Below are 17,082 nucleotides of genomic sequence, written 5' to 3' on the forward strand. Positions count from 1 at the left end.
GGTTCAACATCTCCGTGCGCTGCGCTGTGATATTGAAGCCAGCTCATATTCCTTGATAATGAATGCCGTAACCAGAGGGCTGTAGGGAAGACAAAGCGGATGTCGAAAAAACGTCAAGAAGCTCTGTAGGCACGTTGAAGTTGCTCAGTATTCACCCCAATTGCACCAGAAATCATGAACAACTCAGGGCCCAGCTCCTCAGATCTGTTCCAACAACTGGGAGCTAAGTAGCAGCAGCGGTAAGAAACCCGAGCGCTGATCAGCAGGATTCACATCAGCGACGACTAGAGCGCTTGGAGTGAACGTGTTTGGACGACAAATGCAACAGGCTGGATGCCTTGTCTTGCTCCTCCACCTTGGTGAGCTTTTTCACAAGGATCCACGTGTCTTGGGCAGACATCTCCCCATCCTGCTCCCATTTGATGCTCGACAGCTCTGCGGGGGACATCAAGAGCTGTCTTGGGGGCAACAAGCTAAGGAAACAAGCTTGGTGGCAACCGACAAAATCCGACACTTGTCACTTAAGAAAATTGGAGATTGGTTTGCCTGGTTACAGCTTTCGGTGCTGGACAACAAAAAAGCCCCAGCCGAACGGACTGGAGCCAGGCGATGGGGAACTTTCGAAAGATACCGGCCCTGCATCAACAAGCAAGACGGGAGACACCACATCTAGTGTGATCAGCCCTCAGATGCGGGTCTAGCCTGAAAAAACACCAGATCTAGGGGACGAGCAGAAGCCCCCTAATCGAGGCCAATAGCGGTCAGTGCGTGCCGAACCAGGAACAACAGGAGCCAAGACGCATCGTCAAAAGCGTCAGCACACCAACCGCTGCAGCCACAAACGACAGACCCATCAGCTGCTGACGACGCTTCTCTCTGATGACCTCGATCGATTGGCTGCCGTTCAAGCTGTAAGCGCCGGTTCAAGCATCTTAACGATTTTTAGTAACGAAAGCTACTAAGGCTGTGATTAAGGGTGAAATGACCTAAACGCGTCTGCGACGAACGACGTCGACTTCAGGTCCCCACACAAAACGACATTCTCTGTAATCGCAGCCAAGAGTTTGGCCTGATACACCTCTTTCAGATCTTGGCCGAGACCATGAGCGACCTGAGCAAGGAACAGGAACAAGCCATTGCTCGGTCGACCATGTATCTCTTCGCAGCAATCCTGACGATCCTGATGGTTTCCCTTGCAGGACTCTTCCTCAGTGCCGAACTGGAGCAGCAAGCCCAGATCAAAGAGGCGACATCAGTGCAGATCTCACGCCAAGCCGAGGTCGCTCCTCAATCCCAACGACCTTGGACACGATGGAAACAACAACGACCCGCAATGTTGCCTGTGAAAATCCATGCTTTACACGAGCCCAGCAAGGTCTTTGAACTGAGGTTCTCATCGCTCACTTGAACCAAAGGGGAGCCAAGCAAAAAACGGAGGCTTTCACGCGTTTCAGGGTGCAGCGGCGAAGCGGCGACTGCGGGCAGTCAATTGGGTGCGCGCTCTGAGATGGCGATGCCGACGACAGGGCCTTGCGTAGAGATCAGAGCTGTTTTTCCAGGAACGTGGATAGGGCCAGCTTCGTTTGACCGCCGGCGAATTTGTTGTTCTGCAACACCACCAAGAGTGGAGCCACAGGGCTGTCATGCCACAGATCAAACCTGTCATAGCTGCATGATGAAACCCTCTGGGGCGACGTCAAGCGCAGATCTGAAAGCGAAGCCTCGCTGAGATTCCTCGCTCAGACCCCAACCATCGGGTGTTGCATCAACTCTGCATAAATGAGTGATAAGGCCAGTTGCCAAGACCCCGGAGGCCGATGCAGAACGGGAGCATCGGATCCGCAGCCATGGCCAAGCGTCGCTTTCTCGACAAGCAACCACTCACCCAGGCAGAAGGGCTAACCGCCCTGATCATGATGGGGGTGGGTCTAACCCTGGGCGGCATCAGCGTGACCATCTTCATGGCGTTAAGTGCTGCAGCCCAAGGGTCTTGGCAGGAACTTTGGCTCTCCGGTCAGCTGAATTTCTGAGCTCAGGGCATCCAAGGCAACCGGATGCCGAAAGCCTCCAACGGATCCATCACGAGTTTGTTCATCGCCCGCCCCAGCAGCACTTGGGGCTCTTCGGGACGAATCGGAAGCACTTCATGCTCTCGACTCGTCGCGCGATCCATTCCTTTGAGCACACCACTCCGTATCAAGGCATTGGCTGCCTCAAGGCCGCAGACATAGGCACGTTCCTGGCACAGTCCCTTGGCACCGTGCTCCCGGTCTCCCATCCGCACCCAGTCGCCAGCGCAGACCACGGATGGCAACGATGTTTGCAGCGGCGGACGTTGGCTGAAACTGCCAGGTGAGAACAACGACACCGAACCCGGGTAACGCCGCACCTCAAACTCCAGAGCCCGCGCCAACCGAAAACCCGGCACCGCCTGCGGCAGAAGCTCTTTCATCAGGGTGTCGACGATCTCGTGATCACTCAGAGCCGCAATCGCTGTGGCGTTGTAGAAGTCGCTGGCAACGACGGACCCCTGAGGAGCACGACCACCCCAGAGATCCGTTTCATCTCCTTTCTGCAGCTGGTCGAGCATGAAGAAGGTGGCACCCGAACCCTGCAATGGCGCAAAGCGCGAGAAGACATTGGCGGGATCGTCGACTGCGACATAGCGATCCAGCCACAACCGCACCGACACCACATCAATCGCGCCCAATGTGCCGGCAGCCACCAGCTCCGGTAGGGCTCCCGCACAGCACGGCGACTGCTCCATCAGAGCATTCATGCCCTTGGAACCCACCGCCAGAACAACCGCATCGACATCGTCGATCACACTTGTTCGTCCCGTTGCGGGCGAACGGACCTCCACAGACTGGATCGCTGCTGCCTGGTGATCGAGATTGAGACAAGTTGCCAGTGTGCCTCCCTGAACTGTGAGCTGACAACGGTCCAGCAAGCGTTCCGCCAATGGAGCGATCAACCGCTCTGCGATGGTCCCAGAACGAATCCAGCGCACATCGAAGGAGTCCTGATGCGCCAAGGCGTAGTAATAGAGCAGCTCCATGGTGACGGCAGCGGATAAGTCTTCGGGTGGCTTGAACAGCCCCACCAGAAGAATCGGACGCAAAAACTCATTGATCATCCGCTCACTGATCTTCAGTTGGCGGAACAGCGTCAGCGCATCGATGGCGTCATAACGCCGGAATGTTGCCTCACTGCGATTGAGATCAAGCATCGCCACCAGAAGCCCGGCGATACTCAATCGATCGGCAACTGGAAGGCGCTTGAAGTTCTTAACCGTCGCCATGGCCTGCCCCAAAGGACTGGGGAGCTGCCACCCATCACCAAACACCGGTGCGGTGGCCTCCAAACCATCGGGAGACCAGAAGGCACTGGTCGTGAAGTCGGTAAACACATGCTCGAGCTCGAGCTCATGGGTCAGCGCATTGATGTTGGGGTAATCCCTCCAGAAACCACGGGTACCGGCTTCAAAAGGGTTGCCAGATGCGGTGCGCGTTGGCGTACGACCTGTTGGATCCGCCATCCCATCGATCAGGGTGACCCGCATGCCTGCTTCACAGAGGGCTTTCGCAGCACCCCAGCCCGCCCAGCCAGCACCGATCACCACGACATGGGAGGACTCAGCCTGCGTGACCTTGGATTGCTCAGGCATCGAACCTTCAGAGATCGAATGAACCGTCTCCGCATCATGGAGCTCTGAGGCCGGCAACGGTCGCCATCTCCACTGAGCAGAACGGCTCAATAGCGTTGTCTCGAATGTTCAAAACCATCCGATGAATCCCGACACAAGCGCACGCTGGCCTGTTCTTCTTCCCTTGGTGTTGTTCTTCGGGGGGATCGGTGCAGCGGCAGCGATGACTCAGTTGCTGGGATCGTTCTGAAATTCAGCTCGTCATCAGACCAATTTCAAGGCGTGCAGAACCTGCACTCGGATGCCTCCCAAGCGGACCCATGCCCGCAGTGCATCGGCTTTGCAGGTGTAGGGCCTCCAGTCGTCCTCATAAATACGCCGTTGAATGTGACGCACCACCCGCTCAGCAACAACACGGTCGCTGGGCACCTTCAGCACGACCTGCTGACCGTTGACCAAGAGCGTCTCAATCATTTTTTAGGAGGTTTGATCAGCTCGCCGGTCTGCAACGACACCACGGCGAAGCTACCCACAAACACCAACGCCACCAAAACCAGAAAGACAGCTGTGAGATTGCTGATCTCCAGCTGCCCGAGCATGAAGGCGAAAAGACCTGGCATCAAAAGCAGCGACGACGTCTGAACTTAAACCGACTGGTCAGTGGTGAGAGTTCCCAGAACAACGCCGGCCATGGACAAGCCGATCGCAAGCATCACAACGGTTTCGATCATGCGTTTTCACCAGAGGAGCTCGCGCTGAGCACGGCAGCAGATCGGGAGGACTTCACCGCAGGTTGCGCTGAAGAGGCAGATAAATCATTGGACTGCCAGGTTGAAGCAGCTGAACAACGGGTCGGATTTTTTACCCCCCAGGAAATACGGCCCATCACCAAACATTCAACTGGAGCAATGATTGCGGCAACCGATTGGCCTGTCTGTTCGATCGGCAACCGACGCCGTGGGTGATCGCCATACAAGCGTTCACGGATCTGAACAGTCGCCTGGCCATAGGCCGACCCGCCACCTCTGCTTTTTCAAACGCAGCCAACAGGGGGATTGCTGCCTGCATCACATCGACCCAAAACCATCCAAGATTTGGCTCGCATCCTGAGCAAGCCGTTGTTGACGACGATCCACCTTCACCAACAACGCGGTATGCATGGTGCCCATCTGCCGCAGCATTGAGGAGAGTTCAACACTGAACTCGACGGCACCTGCTGAGAGATTGTTGAGTTCATCTTCATGGCTTCTGGCTTGACCCTCCGTGATGATCACGTAGGCATGGCGGCGCGTGGCTTTCGCTGCAGCCTCGGCTGGAACCCCCTCAAACGGGAGAATTCCTCAGGCGAAGAGGCGGTTGCGGAACGGTTGCGATCCGCGTCAACAACACACACCGACATGCCCTGTTGAGCCCATACAGAGGCCAGATGATGACTGCTGCAGGTTTTTGCCACACCTCCCTTTTGGCCCAAAAAAGTCAACAACAGAATTCGTTCAAATGCGCGGAATGATCGCGTCGTTAGGAAAGAACTCCTCAAACACACAAATGCGGTCGGCCCAACGCGCCTCCACTTCCAAGCGCATTAAGCGGTTTCGCACCCACATCAATGTGTCCACATCAATGGGCTTATGAAGCTTGTGTTGCTGTGCCTTCACCCAATCATCTTTGCTCTGAGAGCTTTTCATGACATCTAAAACAGTGTGCCTACACGGTACGAACGGAGGCTTAAGGCGCTAGCAGCTTCACACTAAGTAAGCATCAAAGAACACTTGATTGCGTGCGAACTGTTCACCATGACAACAAGTTAATGGAAGCTTTGAGTCCAGAACAAACCGTCAGAGTTTGAACCACCAGATCGGTAGCCGATCCATCATTCCGTCACACCAAGCAGCGACAAGATGAAATCAGTTCCTGAAACGCTGAGATGACGCAAACCACTGCCTACCCCACTCTGTTGCAGGCCATCACCAAGGCGGCTCAAAAAACGCCGCAACTCAAACCTCGCCCGGTGCATACACCGCCAAACGGGCGCGGAAGCAATTGAATGAAAACCGCTGGAATGCATCCAAGCGGGGTTATTCAGGCCTGGGCTAAACAAAATTGCAGCTGTGTAACAGCACGAACGACACGTGGGTTGATATCGCCTCTATAAAGGTTGTGTAGCAACAGCTACGCAACTACGTTCACCCCGCCTTAGGCGAGGCGCAGTTCGATTCAGGCCATGGAACGGGGACCTGAGCTTGCTTCGAGGAACTCATCATGACCCTGACCTATCGCGGCCAGAAGTACACCAAGAACAACGCAGCTGCTTCCAGCAACCAGCGTTCTGTTCTCGTTTATCGCGGTCAGAAAGTCGCTCGCTGACCTCAGCACAAAACGCTCGATCAAGTCCCGCTTAGGCGGGACTTTTTTTATGGCTGTTTCGTCGTGGGATCAGGCTGCTTGGCTTTCCAACGTTCAAACCAAACCGCCACACCCAAGGAGATACCGATCGCGATGCCTGCACCGATGCAGACGACCCCAAATTCCACTGGCATGCAATCGCCCCAACTTGATCTCAATCATCGGACAAGACCGCTCAGAAGTCGCGATCCATCGCTAAGCATTGGTTTCTTCAAGGCGTGCTGGAACGATGTTCCTAATTCATAATTCGCACGAACAAGCCAATCTCCTGGCATCAGCACTGGTGCAAGTCCACAGAGTTGAAGGCCACTGGTACACGTCTTTTCAACAGGACCTTGCCCACACCCTTTTCCTGAAGCTGCTTGACGCTGAGATTGACTTCTCCGGCCATCCCGGAATTGAGGTTGAAACGTTGGCAGAGACGTTGACGCAAGCACCGGAGCGCCAAGAGCTGTTGGAACTGCTGATCGCCTTCGAAATGCTTTGCAATCCAATCCCGGAGACGTTGAGTAGGGACATTGATCATTGGGCAGACGCACTGAACATCAACAGCGAGATCCTGAACCTCGCCAGGGAATTGGCACACAACGCCATCACCCAGGCAACAACAGATTTTTACCGCTGCAACTGGATCGGAGAAGGCGATGATCAAAGCGATCCCGTCTTTCAGGATCTCTTGAAAAAATACGGTGATCACGCCTACGGCGTATGTGTCACGGCGGATCCTGATGAGTTTGCACGCTGGGACAACCTCAAAAACTGTTCCCAGGGCAGCCTTGGACGCAGTCTCTGGGAGTTTTACCAATCAAGAGGATTCAAACTTCCCGGTGAACTTGGTGCCGGTAACGCAGCACTCGCGCATCACGACTGGATCCATCTGATTGCTGGGTATGACACCACCCCCATCGGAGAATTGGAAGTCACAGCATTCATGGCTTCTTCAAGCCGCTCAGAGGGAGCAACCCTTGGCTTTATAGGAGCAATCAGCATCTTGGAAACTGGGTTGCTGCATAGCTTCTACGGCGCCGACAAATTTGGGAGAGCGCTCTCAGCCGACGATGGAATTGAGCGTATCGCTCAGGCAATCAGCAGAGGCAAAGCCTGCAATGTCGACCCGCTCATCGACCTTGACTATTTCAAGTATGCAGACACACCGCTAACAAACATCCAGAAGGCCTGGTGGAGCTGAGTTAGTTCACCAAGCGTTGATACGCTTCATTAACACGGCGAAAAGCCTCTGCCGAACCGCCAAGGTCGGGATGGTGCTGTTTCACCAATTTTCGGTGAGCCTGCTTGATCTCGGAGAGTGACGCGTTGGCGTCCAACCCGAGGACATCTAAAGCTGCAATCCGTGGATCACGGGGATGTCCAAAGTCCACACGATCTGTTCGCCTTTGATCACTTCGCGTGCGACGTCCCTGCCGCTTGGAGCTGAATTGTTCCTGGTGCTGACGCAGCTGTTCAACCACCCGTCGTGGATCCTCATCGAGCCACTCGCTGGCCCGAACGCCGAACATCGCAAACGCCGCCAAGACTGCCGTTGTTTGTTTGCTCGCCTTGGATCCAACCGCTACCCGAAGATCAGTCCCTAAACCAGGAACCAGACGATCGAGTCGCTGTTCAAGGGTCAGATGAGAGGGGAAACTGCTGCGATTGAGCTGATCAATCAAAGACTCCAACCCGCGCTGACGCAGGACACTCCATCCCGGCTGTTGTGAAAGGGACTGCCCCCAAGCCTGCACCTGGTGGCTGCTGATGCGCGGCGGAGCTTGGGCCGATGGCTCACTCCAAGAGCGGTGGGAAGTCGTTTCGGTTCGGAAGCGTTGGCGTTGCTGCCGCTGCAGTCGGTCCAACTCACTGTTGAGCCGCAACACCTCACGTCGAAGGGCATCGTTCTCCGCCAGCAACGCCTCAACATTGCTGGTAACCCGTTGTTCAGAACGTCCGCCAGACCAGTGACGCGGATCAAAACCCAAAGCGTTTCTCCCGTCTCACCACGGCAATAGCTCACCATTGGCATGCCAGAAGCTGCCGCTGTTGGCCATGGTCAAGGCATCAATCCGTGCCAACAGACCCTCCACCGCCTGCTCCGGGTGAATACCGCTTGGATTGAACTGGATCATCCGAGTACGCACCAATCCAGGATGCAAAATTGCAACGGCGATGCCGAGTGGCTCCAGATCGATCGCCAATGATTTTCCGGCCATATTGAGGGCCACCTTCGACATCCGATAGCCATAGGAACCTCCAGATGTGTTGTCATCAATGGAGCCCATACGGCTGGTCATCAACACCAACTTGGCACCACGGGGCATCTGATTCAGCAAAGCCCGGGCGAGCAGCAGAGGAGCAAGGGCATTCACCTCAAACTGCCGAAGGATTCCCGTGGGATCCAGATCGGCCAACCGCATCGACTGCAGGATTCCGGCATTGAGGATGACGCCATCAAGCGGCAAGCCCGTCAAGCGGTGCACCAGATCATCGATGCATTGGCTGTCACTCAGTTCAAGGCCGGCTTCAACACGCACCCCTAGATGCTCCAATTCATCACTGCTTTGACGGCAGACCGCCACCACCTCCTCGCCCCGGGCCTTGAGCTGACGGCAGTATTCCAACCCGATCCCACGGTTCGCGCCGGTGACCAGGAACGTCGACATGGGGAAATTTCAGCCACCGCCATCCTGCCCGCTCTTCCATCGATCCACCGAAGAGATCAAACGATTCGATTAATCGGATAGATCACCATCAACGCCGTACTGATGCAAACACTGCTTCACCGTGAGTACCGAAACTGTGCCGCCGGTCTCCGCATTGACGAGCAAATACGGGCAGCCTCGAAGAACACAGCGACGTCGTGCGTCGATGTAGGCATCAAAAGCGTGAGCATGGGAACACTCCTCCACCCAACCTTCGCTACTGAGATACCGCGTGAGAATCATGTCCAAAGTCCTCGAGGCCACTGGTTATGGCTCAGGACATCCCCCATCCCAAGAAGTGACCTGAAGTCTTCGGGATCACAGCGGCACTGAAGACACCAAATCAAAGCGATTCAAAAGGATTCAGCCGATCCCTGCACAACGGTGACCACCTGATTCCAGGTGGCATGAACCACGCGATAGGTCTTCAAGGTGGCACGTGATTTGGTGCGGGCATTCACAAAGGCTTTGAACTCCGTTTTGAAGCAGATCTCCTGAATCCATTGCCCCCCTGAATCAAGCCTCTCGATGCAATACATCAGACAAAAGTCGTTAAAAACATCACAACCGCAAAACTTTTGCTGAGCACAAAATCAAAAGGTGTAGTTCGGGATTGGGGCAAGAAAAAGCCCCCGCGGTTAACGGAGGCTCAGGTGGTGTGAGGAGTCGACGTTTTTTTGACAAAGGCCGACACTGAGTTTCATAGCCCGATTTCACCGCGGCAGCACCACCAGCCACAAAGCTTTATCGGCTCAGAGATAAAGAACACTGTCGCGACAGCGCTGGAGGGCCTCACGAACAGCGATCAGCGCAGCTTCATCAGGCCTCTGCAGTCCAGCCGGCACAACAATCAAATCATCTGGATCCAACCGGACCCTTGCCGAAAACCAGGTGCCAGGGCCTGGAACAGATGCACGGCAGATCGGCTCCTGCCTTTCATCCAAACGGCGCTCAATCAACCAACCGTCCACACGGTCTAAGGGCTGGAACGCCGTTGCCTCAAAGGCAACAGGCGAAATCAGGATCAGCAGCAACACACGCACTGGCTGCATCACAACGCTGGAGCGGCGGAAGCACACCCATCGTCACAGAGAGCACCGGTTCGGCAGGGCCATTGCGTTAGAAGGGCGGCGTCGAGAAATCGTCGATGCCGTTATTTCGCTGTGAGGGATGCTCGATGCGCATCGAACGATCGATGGAGGCCTACTGGCGCAACAAGGGGAAATTGCTGTGCTCCTCATGCCTAGACCGCCAGGACATGCCTCTAAAAACGACCGAGGACGGCCACAAGGATGGATCTTCCGGATTCCGTGACAACAGCAACAAAAGCTGACGCCATCTGTGGAAATGATGGCTGAGAAATTCTTTCCCGAACCATGGGTTTCCTCGCCGTCGCCGGATGCATGCTCTTGGCCACAGCCATGTCTGCAGCACTCACCACCAAGCCTTCGAAAGCCTGAGCGCTCTGTAAGCAACTCACCAGCATGAAAGAAACCGGGCAATGCCCGGTTTCTTTTTTTGGCTCGACGCTGATGTGCAGATCAATCACAACGAAGGCATAACGGCACTCCCATAGCCATGGCTCTTTTCTTTCACCAAAGAGATTTAGAAGTGCAAAACAAGCGTGCAAGTGGAACCCGCGTGGTTGTAGATCCTTGATCCCACGAAGGATTTCCATGGCGAGCATCAGTCGAATCTGCGCCACCTCCAAGGGCTCAACAATTGATGCCATCGGTCAAGGCCGTTATCGCGTCTGCAATCGTCAGGAGGTGTGCTCAGAAGTAGAAGGCCTTTGGCAGGCCTATGAGACCCTGCGGCGCCAAGAACAATCCTTAGGTTGATCCACGCAATCAAGAATAGGTATCAACACTTACAGCGCCACTTTGTTCAGTACGTAACACTTAGTTCACCCCGGTGAGGGGTAATGCGTCGACTCCGGGAGGGCTTAGGGAACCCTCCTTTTTCATGCGTGGTCTTCAGAGGTTCAGGCTTCCTGCGCTGTCTTCGCCGAACTCCAAATACAGACACCGGGCGTCTTCGGCTCGCCCACAATCAATCAGGTGTTGAACCCGTTCACGCCACCATTGCGACACACCAGAACTCAACTCCTTGTTGGGCAGACCTCCGAAAGATTCACTCACAGCAATCATTCGTGTTGAACAACGCTAAGGAAGATTATTGATGCACCGATTTGGGCTGTTACCTGCTGTTAGCAGCTGTTGTTACCCAACCGAATCGTTCTGCAAAATCGACAACAAAAATCGGTGTGTAGCCGTTCAACCGCCTGAAGAGCAGCCCTCGTGATTGACACGACCAGGCGGGGCGGATGGGGGCTTTCAGTGCTGAACCTCAACCGAAAGTGTTGCCGTTCCAGCCCCAGCAGCTGGCCTGGACATCTTCAAAGCCGATGTAAACCCGACTGGCGGGGATCCCGGTGCGCACCTGGATCAGTTCACAGAATGCGGCCGTCATCGCCGGTGGCCGGAGTGCGCCGATCGATTTCACCTCCACATAGGCGCAGGGCTCGTGGCTTCCGGCGAAGGTCATTGGTACTCCCGTCTCCAAGAGGGTCATCACGTACGCCTCCGGCTTGCCCGTTTGATTGGCCAACTCGGAGGAAAGCTCCTGCAGCAAAGCCGATCCATCCTTAAGCGCCGGCAACGATGTGCGCACATTGATGAGGGGCATTGCGGCAAGAAAGCTAGACAAAGCTTGGCACTCTCCAACAGCGAGTGCCAAGCATGACTAACGATCAACATCAAACATTTCCAAAAGAAAAGATCCTCAATCTGAACAGCGTGCTTCAAAAAAAGCTCGTAAGTTCCCTAACAAAGTGATCAGTGCCATGATCCTTCTTCATTTCTTTGGCCTGGGAGATGTTCTGCGCCGTTTTGAACTTGAGCAGATCACAGGCCTAAAATTGATGGGCTTCAGGCCTCTCAGCCTCGACGAGTTGATGCATTGGTCACAACACATTGCCGATCAACAAGACTGGGATGTTGATTCGATTCGGCAAGATGTCATCAGCATTTGGCTTGATCAAGCCGAAGACATCACCTGCTGGAGACAGCGACTGGATCGGGCGCCGACCGAAGTGGAACTGCTGGCAGGCATTGGCGATCAGAACACATGGAGAGATCATTGGGAAGGCATGCTGCGCCAAACACCACGTGCCGGCTGGCAATAACGAGCGAATTCAATGACAACCTGCCCACCGATCAGCGGCCGCGAACAGGACGTTGCGGCCTTGATGCTGAAGCCACGTCAGGCCTGGTCAACCAGCCCGATCAAGTTTGAGCAACTCCGTTCGGGATTTGCCTGTGCTCTCCACATGCACCAACCGACGGTGCCAGCGGGAGCGGGCAACACATTGATTTCCCATCTTCAGTACATGCTGGATCACCCCAACGAAGGTGATAACCACAACGCTGAACCCTTCGCACATTGCTACCGCCGTCTTGCCGAGCTCCTGCCAGAACTGATCAACGAGGGCTGCGCCCCAAGAATCATGCTCGACTATTCGGGCAATCTGCTCTGGGGAATCGAACAGATGGGGCGTCGCGATATCGGCGACGCACTTCATTACCTGGCCTGTGATTCCCTGATGCAGGAGCACGTGGAATGGCTTGGAACGTTTTGGAGTCATGCCGTTGCCCCATCAACACCGATCCCAGACTTGAAACTGCAGATCAGCGCCTGGCAACAGCAGTTCGAGGCCTGTTTCGGCAGAGCAGCATTGGAACGCGTCAAGGGATTTTCCCCACCGGAGATGGCACTACCGAACCATCCCGACACCTTGTTCGAATTTGTCAAAGCCCTGAAGGATGCCGGATATCAGTGGCTATTGGTCCAGGAGCACAGCGTCGAGCGCATCGACGGCAGCCCACTGCAGCGCGACCAGTGCTTTGTTCCCAATCGGCTTGTTGCCAGGAACAGCAAAGGCGAGGAAACCTGCATCACGGCGCTTATCAAGACCCAGGGCTCAGACACCAAGCTGGTGGGGCAAATGCAGCCTTATTACGAGGCGCTGGGCTGCGACCGCCAACAGCTCGGCGAGGTCGATGTGCCATCGCTCGTCAGCCAGATTGCCGATGGAGAAAACGGGGGCGTGATGATGAATGAATTCCCTGAGGCGTTCCGTCAGGCCAATCGCCAAATCCGTGACAACCCCAATGGCACCGTTGCCATCAACGGCAGTGAATACATCGAAGCCCTTGAGCGGAGCGGGGTGAATCCCACCCACTTCCCGACCATTCAGGCTGTTCAGCAACACCGCCTCTGGAGAGAGGCCGGGGTCAACGCCACTGCAGACGGTATTCAGAGTGCGATCAACAGGCTGAGTGCCGCCGATGCCGACTTCAACATGGAGGGTGCGTCTTGGACCAACAACCTCAGCTGGGTGGAGGGTTACGCCAATGTGCTGGGCCCCATGAATCAACTGAGTGCCCAGTTTCATGCGCTGTTTGATCAGACAGTCGACAGAGACTCCTCGATCACCTGCACGCAGGCCTATCAAGAGTCGCTACTCCATGTACTGCTGCTGGAAACCAGCTGTTTTCGGTACTGGGGGCAAGGCGCTTGGACCGATTACGCCCACGAGATCCATCGCCGCGGAAACGAACGCCTCAGTCAGGAGGATTGTTCCAAGCTGTGCAGCTAAGCGGCCACAGCCGCGAACCAAAAACTGAGAAATGCTTTACAGAGCGTTACATGCGTGTAACGTGGGTGCAGTAGCAGGTCAAGTCATGGGCGACTACACGACGGCGATCATCGCCATGGTTGGCATTGGCGTTGTCCTCACCGCAGCTGTCGTGTTCGCCTTGATGCAACCCAGCGACCTCCCCCCTATCGACGAGAACCGCAACTAATCATGGGGATCGGTACTGAGCTTCTGATGGCTATTGCTGAAATCGGGATCGCACTTTTGGTCGCGATTTCTCTTCCTGTCGCCGAGTCACCGAACTGATACTCAGGCGACACCTTTCAAGCGAAACTCAAGGTAAATCGAAGCTGCATCCCTCTCTCGATCAAGTTCGACTAAATCGCTGCATCTTGTTTGCATCCAGCCATCTGTCTCTCTCCAGATTTCAAGCCGATAACGTCGTTCGAGATTTTGTCCGGATCCTTCCATTGCTTCACTACGAGCTTCCCTAAAACGTAGTGAATTGATGATGACATCGTTTTTGATGTCAACGTTTACCCACCGAGGTGTTTCAGAGTTGATGCCCAGGAGCCAAAGAACTCGGCACGTTGAGTAAGTCTTGTTCAAGATCACGCAGCAGAAGCGCCAGCCCCACCCCCATCAGTGCGAGAGCAGCACCTCGCTCCTGATCGCCAGCAGCCTCAACGGATCGAGCGAGCTCAAGATGTTGCGACCAGGAAAAGTGCATGAAAGCCATCAATCAATCCCATCCTGAGAAATAACCAGACGAGACAGACCAAAAAGCGACAACAGGCAATGCTCTGTCATCAAAACCATGTATGCAGCAGAACACATCCGACCTGAAACGTACCTGTTGTTACGACGACGCAGGAGCAGACAGATACTTTGAGCCCAACTTGCCGACGTCACCATGGAGCCCATTGCTCTGACACTTGGCCAACAGTTCGACTTGGAACAGCGGACTCGAGACATCAGCACGATCACAGATGTCAAAGAGCTTCAGGAGATGAGCAAAGACCTGCTCTTGGCATGGCAGAAGGAGATCGCACGCTCACGGGCTGCAGCCTGCTCACAACTCAAATAACGTTTGATTAAAGTTGTCGCACTTCTTGGGTGAGCTGTGAACCTAAGTCTGCCTCAGCAATTCGAAGCTGAATCGATCAAGCGATCCATCGATGACACCAATGACCTGGAAACGTTGAAAACCCTTGCCAGAGAACTTGCTGATCTTTACGTGCGACAGAGAGCAGCAACAGCATGGGTGATTGCTGAGCGTTAGCCGCTACACCTTGCTGTCTTTGCGCCAGCGTCGTTCCAAGCGCAGACGGGCTTCATCAACCGTTTGTTGATTGAAAGGGGCAGCTTTCTTGCGGTAAGGACGCGTAATCGACCAAAACTTGACTGCAGAAGCAAACGCCACAACCAACCAGGCCAGCACAATCCAGCTTGGATTCGACATCGTCTCCCACGCATCATCACCATGATGGCGAAGCTGGTGCCCATCAGCTCTATCGGACCTCCAACCAGCACAAACGTGGATCCTGAAGCTCGTCAACTCGTGATCAGCCAGCTTGTGGTGATTGCAGTGCCGGTAGGAACCCTGTTCGGGGTCTGGATTTGGATGCTCAACTGGAGCGGTCGTTCCCGCAGAGACCAGTGACCTTTCTTGCCGGCCTACTGGCTCCAATCCTGATGTTGTTCCATCTCGTCGGCCCCGTTCCTGCCGATTTGGGAGTCAGCAACGGTGAGCTCCGTGCTTGCAAGACGACCGCTCACTGCGCAAGGGAAGTCTGGGCGAGCTCAGATCCAACCGCAGATTTCAACAAGCTGAACACGTTGGTTCGGCAGAGGCCCCGAATGGTTGTCGTCAACGAGAAAGAGGCCTACTTCCATGCGGAGGCAAGCAGCGCATTCTTCGGCTTCATTGACGACCTAGAAGTATTCGCAGACGAGGACAAGAGCCAGATTCAGGCACGCTCCGAGTCTCGGATCGGTGACTCTGACCTTGGTGTGAATACCGCAAGGATTTCGGAGCTGCGGTCGGCCCTCGAGCGCTGAAGAATCCTCACACCTTGGCTCGACGCATATTGCGCACATCCAAGATCAACTCCTTGATACCCGCCACGAATCCGACAGCAGCTATCACCACAATGCCGGCGACTAGCACAGTTTCCACAAGAGCGCGAGGATCAAACCAATCAGACACGGCATGAACCATTGATCTGAACTCGTATTAGCCAGATCCCGATAAAATGCCACGACGTGGCGCGATCGAACAACACAAAACGTCAGACATGCACGAGATCATCTGCCCCAACTGCAACACAGCCTTCAAGGTGGATGAAGCCGGCTATGCCGACATCCTGAAACAGGTCAGAGATAGAGACTTTGAACAACAACTGAATAAACGACTTGCACTGGCGGAACAAGACAAGCGCAATGCCATCGAATTGGCCATTGCCAAAAAAGACACAGAAATGCAGACGCTTGAAGCCCAACTCAAGCAAAGTGCGATGCATCAAGAATTAGCGATTAAAGATGCTGTCAATAAAGCCGAGAAGCAGCGAGATCGCATCGCCGCCGAACTACAGCAAATGCGTGAACAACAGGCAACACAGCAACGCCTCGCAGAGACCAGATTCGCCAAAGAGATGCAGGCGGTGACGCTTCAGAAAGATAGTGAGCTTCGTGATTTGCAGGCACAGCTGAATGCCGGTTCGATGCAACAGCAGCTAGCAGTGAATGAAGCGGTGAGCACGGTTGAGAAGCAACGAGATGCTCTCCAAAGCGTTTTAAACGAAACAGAGCTGAAGCATCAACTGGAATCACAATCGCTCAAGGAACGCTATGAAACCCAGCTCAGTGACCGAGATCAAGCCATAGAACGACTGCGCGACATGAAAGCGCGACTCTCCACCAAAATGGTGGGAGAAACCCTTGAACAGCACTGCGAAACCGAATTCAACCGCATTCGTGCTGCTGCTTTCCCGAAGGCCTACTTCGAAAAAGACAACGATGCCCGCAGTGGCAGCAAAGGCGATTATATCTTCCGCGACCAAGACGAACTCAACAATGAAATCATCTCAATTATGTTTGAGATGAAAAACGAAGCCGACACAACAGCCACCAAGAAGAAAAACGAGGATTTTCTCAAAGAGCTCGATAAAGATAGAAATGAAAAGAACTGCGAGTATGCAGTTCTTGTATCGCTCCTCGAGCCCGAAAATGAATTGTATAATTCAGGAATTGTTGATGTTTCTCATCGCTATACAAAAACCTATATCATTCGGCCGCAGTTTTTTATTCCATTTATCACGTTGCTACGCAATGCTGCCATGAAATCGCTTGAGTACAAGGCAGAGCTTGCCCTTGTAAAAGCTCAGAATATTGATGTAACTAACTTCGAGAACGATCTCGAAACCTTCAAAACGGCATTCTCGCGAAACTACGACCTTGCCTCGAGACGCTTCCAAACCGCGATTGATGAAATCGATAAATCCATTGATCATCTCCAAAAGACTAAGGATGCGCTGATGGGAGCTGATCGAAATCTTCGCCTCGCCAATGACAAAGCGCAGGATGTCACCGTTAAAAAGTTGACCCGCAGAAATCCAACGATGGCAGCCAAGTTTGCCGATTTAGACAATTCAGCTGACCAACAATCCGCCTAAACG

At 54.3% G+C, this 17,082-nt stretch carries 31 protein-coding genes and 1 pseudogene; 13 read left to right on the forward strand and 19 right to left on the reverse strand.

Annotated features, from left to right (window positions below):
* Positions 1 to 274: 274 nt before the first annotated feature.
* Both DXY29_RS13355 and DXY29_RS13360 read right to left on the reverse strand, forming a co-directional pair.
* Entirely contained in the window at positions 275 to 448 is a 174-nt protein-coding gene (locus tag DXY29_RS13355) for a hypothetical protein (protein WP_170952116.1), read from the reverse strand.
* A 313-nt stretch (positions 449 to 761) separates the two neighbouring features.
* Positions 762 to 908, reverse strand: coding sequence for a hypothetical protein (locus DXY29_RS13360; RefSeq protein WP_166016626.1), 147 nt, complete (start codon positions 906 to 908; stop codon positions 762 to 764).
* A 194-nt stretch (positions 909 to 1,102) separates the two neighbouring features.
* On the opposite strand from DXY29_RS13360, the gene DXY29_RS04950 reads away from it, so the two are divergent.
* Together DXY29_RS04950 and DXY29_RS04955 are read left to right on the forward strand one after the other, a co-directional pair.
* The gene (locus tag DXY29_RS04950; RefSeq protein ID WP_136987719.1) at positions 1,103 to 1,408 is read left to right on the forward strand and encodes a hypothetical protein; all 306 of its coding nucleotides are present in this window, start codon (positions 1,103 to 1,105) and stop codon (positions 1,406 to 1,408) included.
* 409 nt (positions 1,409 to 1,817) lie between these two features.
* On the forward strand, positions 1,818 to 2,030 hold the full coding sequence (locus DXY29_RS04955) for a hypothetical protein (protein WP_226423290.1): 213 nt from the start codon (positions 1,818 to 1,820) through the stop codon (positions 2,028 to 2,030).
* A gap of 2 nt (positions 2,031 to 2,032) precedes the next feature.
* Here DXY29_RS04955 and DXY29_RS04960 read toward each other — a convergent pair whose 3' ends face one another.
* The 4 genes from DXY29_RS04960 to DXY29_RS13670 form a co-directional block, all read right to left on the reverse strand.
* Positions 2,033 to 3,724 carry an FAD-dependent oxidoreductase gene (locus DXY29_RS04960; RefSeq protein WP_256377601.1) on the reverse strand — a complete coding sequence of 564 codons (1,692 nt, stop codon included), beginning with the start codon at positions 3,722 to 3,724 and terminating at the stop codon, positions 2,033 to 2,035.
* Positions 3,725 to 3,910: 186 nt separating this feature from the next.
* Positions 3,911 to 4,120, reverse strand: a complete 210-nt coding sequence (locus DXY29_RS04965; protein WP_115023445.1) for a hypothetical protein — start codon at positions 4,118 to 4,120, stop codon at positions 3,911 to 3,913.
* Positions 4,117 to 4,266 carry a hypothetical protein gene (locus DXY29_RS13365; protein WP_170952117.1) on the reverse strand — a complete coding sequence of 50 codons (150 nt, stop codon included), beginning with the start codon at positions 4,264 to 4,266 and terminating at the stop codon, positions 4,117 to 4,119. Before DXY29_RS13365 ends, DXY29_RS04965 begins: the two co-directional genes overlap by 4 nt.
* A 447-nt stretch (positions 4,267 to 4,713) precedes the next feature.
* Entirely contained in the window at positions 4,714 to 4,920 is a 207-nt protein-coding gene (locus DXY29_RS13670) for a hypothetical protein (RefSeq protein WP_244279314.1), read from the reverse strand.
* A 6-nt stretch (positions 4,921 to 4,926) separates the two neighbouring features.
* Here DXY29_RS13670 and DXY29_RS13830 point away from each other — a divergent pair, with 6 nt between their 5' ends.
* Positions 4,927 to 5,055, forward strand: a complete 129-nt coding sequence (locus DXY29_RS13830; RefSeq protein WP_256377602.1) for a hypothetical protein — start codon at positions 4,927 to 4,929, stop codon at positions 5,053 to 5,055.
* Here DXY29_RS13830 and DXY29_RS13925 read toward each other — a convergent pair.
* Both DXY29_RS13925 and DXY29_RS04975 read right to left on the reverse strand, forming a co-directional pair.
* Positions 5,055 to 5,189 (reverse strand): annotated as a pseudogene (locus DXY29_RS13925) (hypothetical protein); the annotation flags it as partial. The gene DXY29_RS13830 and the pseudogene DXY29_RS13925 overlap by 1 nt on opposite strands.
* Positions 5,140 to 5,331 carry a hypothetical protein gene (locus tag DXY29_RS04975; RefSeq protein ID WP_115023448.1) on the reverse strand — a complete coding sequence of 64 codons (192 nt, stop codon included), beginning with the start codon at positions 5,329 to 5,331 and terminating at the stop codon, positions 5,140 to 5,142. The pseudogene DXY29_RS13925 and the gene DXY29_RS04975, both read right to left, overlap by 50 nt.
* 574 nt (positions 5,332 to 5,905) lie before the next feature.
* Here DXY29_RS04975 and DXY29_RS04980 point away from each other — a divergent pair.
* Positions 5,906 to 6,010: a DUF4278 domain-containing protein gene (locus tag DXY29_RS04980; protein ID WP_115023449.1), complete on the forward strand. Its 105-nt coding sequence runs from the start codon at positions 5,906 to 5,908 to the stop codon at positions 6,008 to 6,010.
* Between the two features lie 241 nt (positions 6,011 to 6,251).
* Positions 6,252 to 7,238, forward strand: a complete 987-nt coding sequence (locus tag DXY29_RS04985; protein WP_136987720.1) for a hypothetical protein — start codon at positions 6,252 to 6,254, stop codon at positions 7,236 to 7,238.
* Between the two features lies 1 nt (position 7,239).
* Here DXY29_RS04985 and DXY29_RS04990 read toward each other — a convergent pair whose 3' ends face one another.
* The 6 genes from DXY29_RS04990 to DXY29_RS13370 all read right to left on the reverse strand — a co-directional run bounded on the left by DXY29_RS04990 (position 7,240) and on the right by DXY29_RS13370 (position 10,432).
* Positions 7,240 to 8,025, reverse strand: a complete 786-nt coding sequence (locus tag DXY29_RS04990) for a J domain-containing protein (protein WP_115023453.1) — start codon at positions 8,023 to 8,025, stop codon at positions 7,240 to 7,242.
* Positions 8,026 to 8,040: 15 nt separating this feature from the next.
* On the reverse strand, positions 8,041 to 8,706 hold the full coding sequence (locus DXY29_RS04995; RefSeq protein ID WP_115023455.1) for an SDR family oxidoreductase: 666 nt from the start codon (positions 8,704 to 8,706) through the stop codon (positions 8,041 to 8,043).
* Positions 8,707 to 8,775: 69 nt separating this feature from the next.
* Entirely contained in the window at positions 8,776 to 8,988 is a 213-nt protein-coding gene (locus tag DXY29_RS05000; protein ID WP_115023457.1) for a hypothetical protein, read from the reverse strand.
* 110 nt (positions 8,989 to 9,098) lie between these two features.
* Complete coding sequence (locus DXY29_RS05005; protein ID WP_115023459.1) at positions 9,099 to 9,284, reverse strand: hypothetical protein; 186 nt, start codon at positions 9,282 to 9,284, stop codon at positions 9,099 to 9,101.
* Positions 9,285 to 9,497: 213 nt separating this feature from the next.
* The gene (locus DXY29_RS05010; RefSeq protein ID WP_115023461.1) at positions 9,498 to 9,797 is read right to left on the reverse strand and encodes a hypothetical protein; all 300 of its coding nucleotides are present in this window, start codon (positions 9,795 to 9,797) and stop codon (positions 9,498 to 9,500) included.
* 212 nt (positions 9,798 to 10,009) lie between these two features.
* Entirely contained in the window at positions 10,010 to 10,432 is a 423-nt protein-coding gene (locus DXY29_RS13370) for a hypothetical protein (RefSeq protein WP_170952118.1), read from the reverse strand.
* Here DXY29_RS13370 and DXY29_RS13375 point away from each other — a divergent pair.
* Entirely contained in the window at positions 10,422 to 10,586 is a 165-nt protein-coding gene (locus DXY29_RS13375; RefSeq protein WP_170951148.1) for a hypothetical protein, read from the forward strand. The two genes, DXY29_RS13370 and DXY29_RS13375, sit on opposite strands and share 11 nt — an antisense overlap.
* 135 nt (positions 10,587 to 10,721) lie before the next feature.
* Here the strand turns inward: DXY29_RS13375 and DXY29_RS13380 are convergent, their stop codons facing one another.
* Positions 10,722 to 10,886, reverse strand: coding sequence for a hypothetical protein (locus DXY29_RS13380; protein WP_170952119.1), 165 nt, complete (start codon positions 10,884 to 10,886; stop codon positions 10,722 to 10,724).
* Positions 10,887 to 11,094: 208 nt separating this feature from the next.
* Positions 11,095 to 11,433 (reverse strand): phenylpyruvate tautomerase MIF-related protein, encoded by a 339-nt coding sequence (locus tag DXY29_RS05020; RefSeq protein ID WP_115023466.1) that lies wholly within the window; start codon positions 11,431 to 11,433, stop codon positions 11,095 to 11,097.
* Between the two features lie 157 nt (positions 11,434 to 11,590).
* Between DXY29_RS05020 and DXY29_RS05025 the strand changes: the two genes are divergently transcribed.
* The 3 genes from DXY29_RS05025 to DXY29_RS13835 all read left to right on the forward strand — a co-directional run bounded on the left by DXY29_RS05025 (position 11,591) and on the right by DXY29_RS13835 (position 13,613).
* Positions 11,591 to 11,932, forward strand: coding sequence for a hypothetical protein (locus DXY29_RS05025; RefSeq protein WP_115024252.1), 342 nt, complete (start codon positions 11,591 to 11,593; stop codon positions 11,930 to 11,932).
* A gap of 12 nt (positions 11,933 to 11,944) precedes the next feature.
* A complete protein-coding gene (locus tag DXY29_RS05030) occupies positions 11,945 to 13,405 on the forward strand; it encodes a glycosyl hydrolase family 57 (protein WP_115023468.1) in 1,461 nt (486 codons plus the stop codon).
* Positions 13,406 to 13,490: 85 nt separating this feature from the next.
* Positions 13,491 to 13,613 carry a hypothetical protein gene (locus tag DXY29_RS13835; protein ID WP_255453054.1) on the forward strand — a complete coding sequence of 41 codons (123 nt, stop codon included), beginning with the start codon at positions 13,491 to 13,493 and terminating at the stop codon, positions 13,611 to 13,613.
* 345 nt (positions 13,614 to 13,958) lie between these two features.
* On the opposite strand, the gene DXY29_RS13385 is transcribed toward DXY29_RS13835, so the two are convergent.
* Positions 13,959 to 14,135 carry a hypothetical protein gene (locus tag DXY29_RS13385; protein WP_170952120.1) on the reverse strand — a complete coding sequence of 59 codons (177 nt, stop codon included), beginning with the start codon at positions 14,133 to 14,135 and terminating at the stop codon, positions 13,959 to 13,961.
* A gap of 183 nt (positions 14,136 to 14,318) precedes the next feature.
* Here DXY29_RS13385 and DXY29_RS13390 point away from each other — a divergent pair, with 183 nt between their 5' ends.
* Positions 14,319 to 14,492, forward strand: coding sequence for a hypothetical protein (locus DXY29_RS13390; protein ID WP_170952121.1), 174 nt, complete (start codon positions 14,319 to 14,321; stop codon positions 14,490 to 14,492).
* 198 nt (positions 14,493 to 14,690) lie between these two features.
* On the opposite strand, the gene DXY29_RS13395 is transcribed toward DXY29_RS13390, so the two are convergent.
* Positions 14,691 to 14,867, reverse strand: coding sequence for a hypothetical protein (locus DXY29_RS13395; RefSeq protein ID WP_170952122.1), 177 nt, complete (start codon positions 14,865 to 14,867; stop codon positions 14,691 to 14,693).
* A gap of 24 nt (positions 14,868 to 14,891) precedes the next feature.
* Here DXY29_RS13395 and DXY29_RS13400 point away from each other — a divergent pair, with 24 nt between their 5' ends.
* Both DXY29_RS13400 and DXY29_RS05045 read left to right on the forward strand, forming a co-directional pair.
* Positions 14,892 to 15,068 (forward strand): hypothetical protein, encoded by a 177-nt coding sequence (locus DXY29_RS13400; protein WP_170952102.1) that lies wholly within the window; start codon positions 14,892 to 14,894, stop codon positions 15,066 to 15,068.
* A gap of 32 nt (positions 15,069 to 15,100) precedes the next feature.
* Complete coding sequence (locus tag DXY29_RS05045) at positions 15,101 to 15,466, forward strand: DUF1499 domain-containing protein (protein ID WP_115024254.1); 366 nt, start codon at positions 15,101 to 15,103, stop codon at positions 15,464 to 15,466.
* A 7-nt stretch (positions 15,467 to 15,473) separates the two neighbouring features.
* Here the strand turns inward: DXY29_RS05045 and DXY29_RS13405 are convergent, their stop codons facing one another.
* A complete protein-coding gene (locus tag DXY29_RS13405; protein WP_170952123.1) occupies positions 15,474 to 15,614 on the reverse strand; it encodes a hypothetical protein in 141 nt (46 codons plus the stop codon).
* A gap of 88 nt (positions 15,615 to 15,702) precedes the next feature.
* Here DXY29_RS13405 and DXY29_RS05050 point away from each other — a divergent pair, with 88 nt between their 5' ends.
* Complete coding sequence (locus DXY29_RS05050) at positions 15,703 to 17,079, forward strand: DUF2130 domain-containing protein (RefSeq protein ID WP_115024255.1); 1,377 nt, start codon at positions 15,703 to 15,705, stop codon at positions 17,077 to 17,079.
* Positions 17,080 to 17,082: the final 3 nt, after the last annotated feature.

The sequence above is a fragment of the Synechococcus sp. UW69 genome, from assembly GCF_900474185.1.
Lineage (GTDB): Bacteria > Cyanobacteriota > Cyanobacteriia > PCC-6307 > Cyanobiaceae > Parasynechococcus.

What these genes read in the sequence shown, in the direction of transcription:
- DXY29_RS13355 (WP_170952116.1), bottom strand. Translation starts at nt 448, where the DNA reads ATGTCCCCCGCAGAGCTGTCGAGCATCAAATGGGAGCAGGATGGGGAG.
- DXY29_RS04950 (WP_136987719.1), top strand. Translation starts at nt 1,103, where the DNA reads ATGAGCGACCTGAGCAAGGAACAGGAACAAGCCATTGCTCGGTCGACC.
- DXY29_RS04955 (WP_226423290.1), top strand. Translation starts at nt 1,818, where the DNA reads ATGCAGAACGGGAGCATCGGATCCGCAGCCATGGCCAAGCGTCGCTTT.
- DXY29_RS04965 (WP_115023445.1), bottom strand. Translation starts at nt 4,120, where the DNA reads ATGATTGAGACGCTCTTGGTCAACGGTCAGCAGGTCGTGCTGAAGGTG.
- DXY29_RS13365 (WP_170952117.1), bottom strand. Translation starts at nt 4,266, where the DNA reads ATGCCAGGTCTTTTCGCCTTCATGCTCGGGCAGCTGGAGATCAGCAAT.
- DXY29_RS13830 (WP_256377602.1), top strand. Translation starts at nt 4,927, where the DNA reads ATGGCGGCGCGTGGCTTTCGCTGCAGCCTCGGCTGGAACCCCCTCAAA.
- DXY29_RS04975 (WP_115023448.1), bottom strand. Translation starts at nt 5,331, where the DNA reads ATGAAAAGCTCTCAGAGCAAAGATGATTGGGTGAAGGCACAGCAACAC.
- DXY29_RS04980 (WP_115023449.1), top strand. Translation starts at nt 5,906, where the DNA reads ATGACCCTGACCTATCGCGGCCAGAAGTACACCAAGAACAACGCAGCT.
- DXY29_RS04995 (WP_115023455.1), bottom strand. Translation starts at nt 8,706, where the DNA reads ATGTCGACGTTCCTGGTCACCGGCGCGAACCGTGGGATCGGGTTGGAA.
- DXY29_RS05000 (WP_115023457.1), bottom strand. Translation starts at nt 8,988, where the DNA reads ATGATTCTCACGCGGTATCTCAGTAGCGAAGGTTGGGTGGAGGAGTGT.
- DXY29_RS05005 (WP_115023459.1), bottom strand. Translation starts at nt 9,284, where the DNA reads ATGTATTGCATCGAGAGGCTTGATTCAGGGGGGCAATGGATTCAGGAG.
- DXY29_RS05010 (WP_115023461.1), bottom strand. Translation starts at nt 9,797, where the DNA reads ATGCAGCCAGTGCGTGTGTTGCTGCTGATCCTGATTTCGCCTGTTGCC.
- DXY29_RS13375 (WP_170951148.1), top strand. Translation starts at nt 10,422, where the DNA reads ATGGCGAGCATCAGTCGAATCTGCGCCACCTCCAAGGGCTCAACAATT.
- DXY29_RS13370 (WP_170952118.1), bottom strand. Translation starts at nt 10,432, where the DNA reads ATGCTCGCCATGGAAATCCTTCGTGGGATCAAGGATCTACAACCACGC.
- DXY29_RS05020 (WP_115023466.1), bottom strand. Translation starts at nt 11,433, where the DNA reads ATGCCCCTCATCAATGTGCGCACATCGTTGCCGGCGCTTAAGGATGGA.
- DXY29_RS05025 (WP_115024252.1), top strand. Translation starts at nt 11,591, where the DNA reads ATGATCCTTCTTCATTTCTTTGGCCTGGGAGATGTTCTGCGCCGTTTT.
- DXY29_RS05030 (WP_115023468.1), top strand. Translation starts at nt 11,945, where the DNA reads ATGACAACCTGCCCACCGATCAGCGGCCGCGAACAGGACGTTGCGGCC.
- DXY29_RS13835 (WP_255453054.1), top strand. Translation starts at nt 13,491, where the DNA reads ATGGGCGACTACACGACGGCGATCATCGCCATGGTTGGCATTGGCGTT.
- DXY29_RS13385 (WP_170952120.1), bottom strand. Translation starts at nt 14,135, where the DNA reads ATGCACTTTTCCTGGTCGCAACATCTTGAGCTCGCTCGATCCGTTGAG.
- DXY29_RS13390 (WP_170952121.1), top strand. Translation starts at nt 14,319, where the DNA reads ATGGAGCCCATTGCTCTGACACTTGGCCAACAGTTCGACTTGGAACAG.
- DXY29_RS13395 (WP_170952122.1), bottom strand. Translation starts at nt 14,867, where the DNA reads ATGTCGAATCCAAGCTGGATTGTGCTGGCCTGGTTGGTTGTGGCGTTT.
- DXY29_RS13400 (WP_170952102.1), top strand. Translation starts at nt 14,892, where the DNA reads ATGGCGAAGCTGGTGCCCATCAGCTCTATCGGACCTCCAACCAGCACA.
- DXY29_RS05045 (WP_115024254.1), top strand. Translation starts at nt 15,101, where the DNA reads ATGTTGTTCCATCTCGTCGGCCCCGTTCCTGCCGATTTGGGAGTCAGC.
- DXY29_RS05050 (WP_115024255.1), top strand. Translation starts at nt 15,703, where the DNA reads ATGCACGAGATCATCTGCCCCAACTGCAACACAGCCTTCAAGGTGGAT.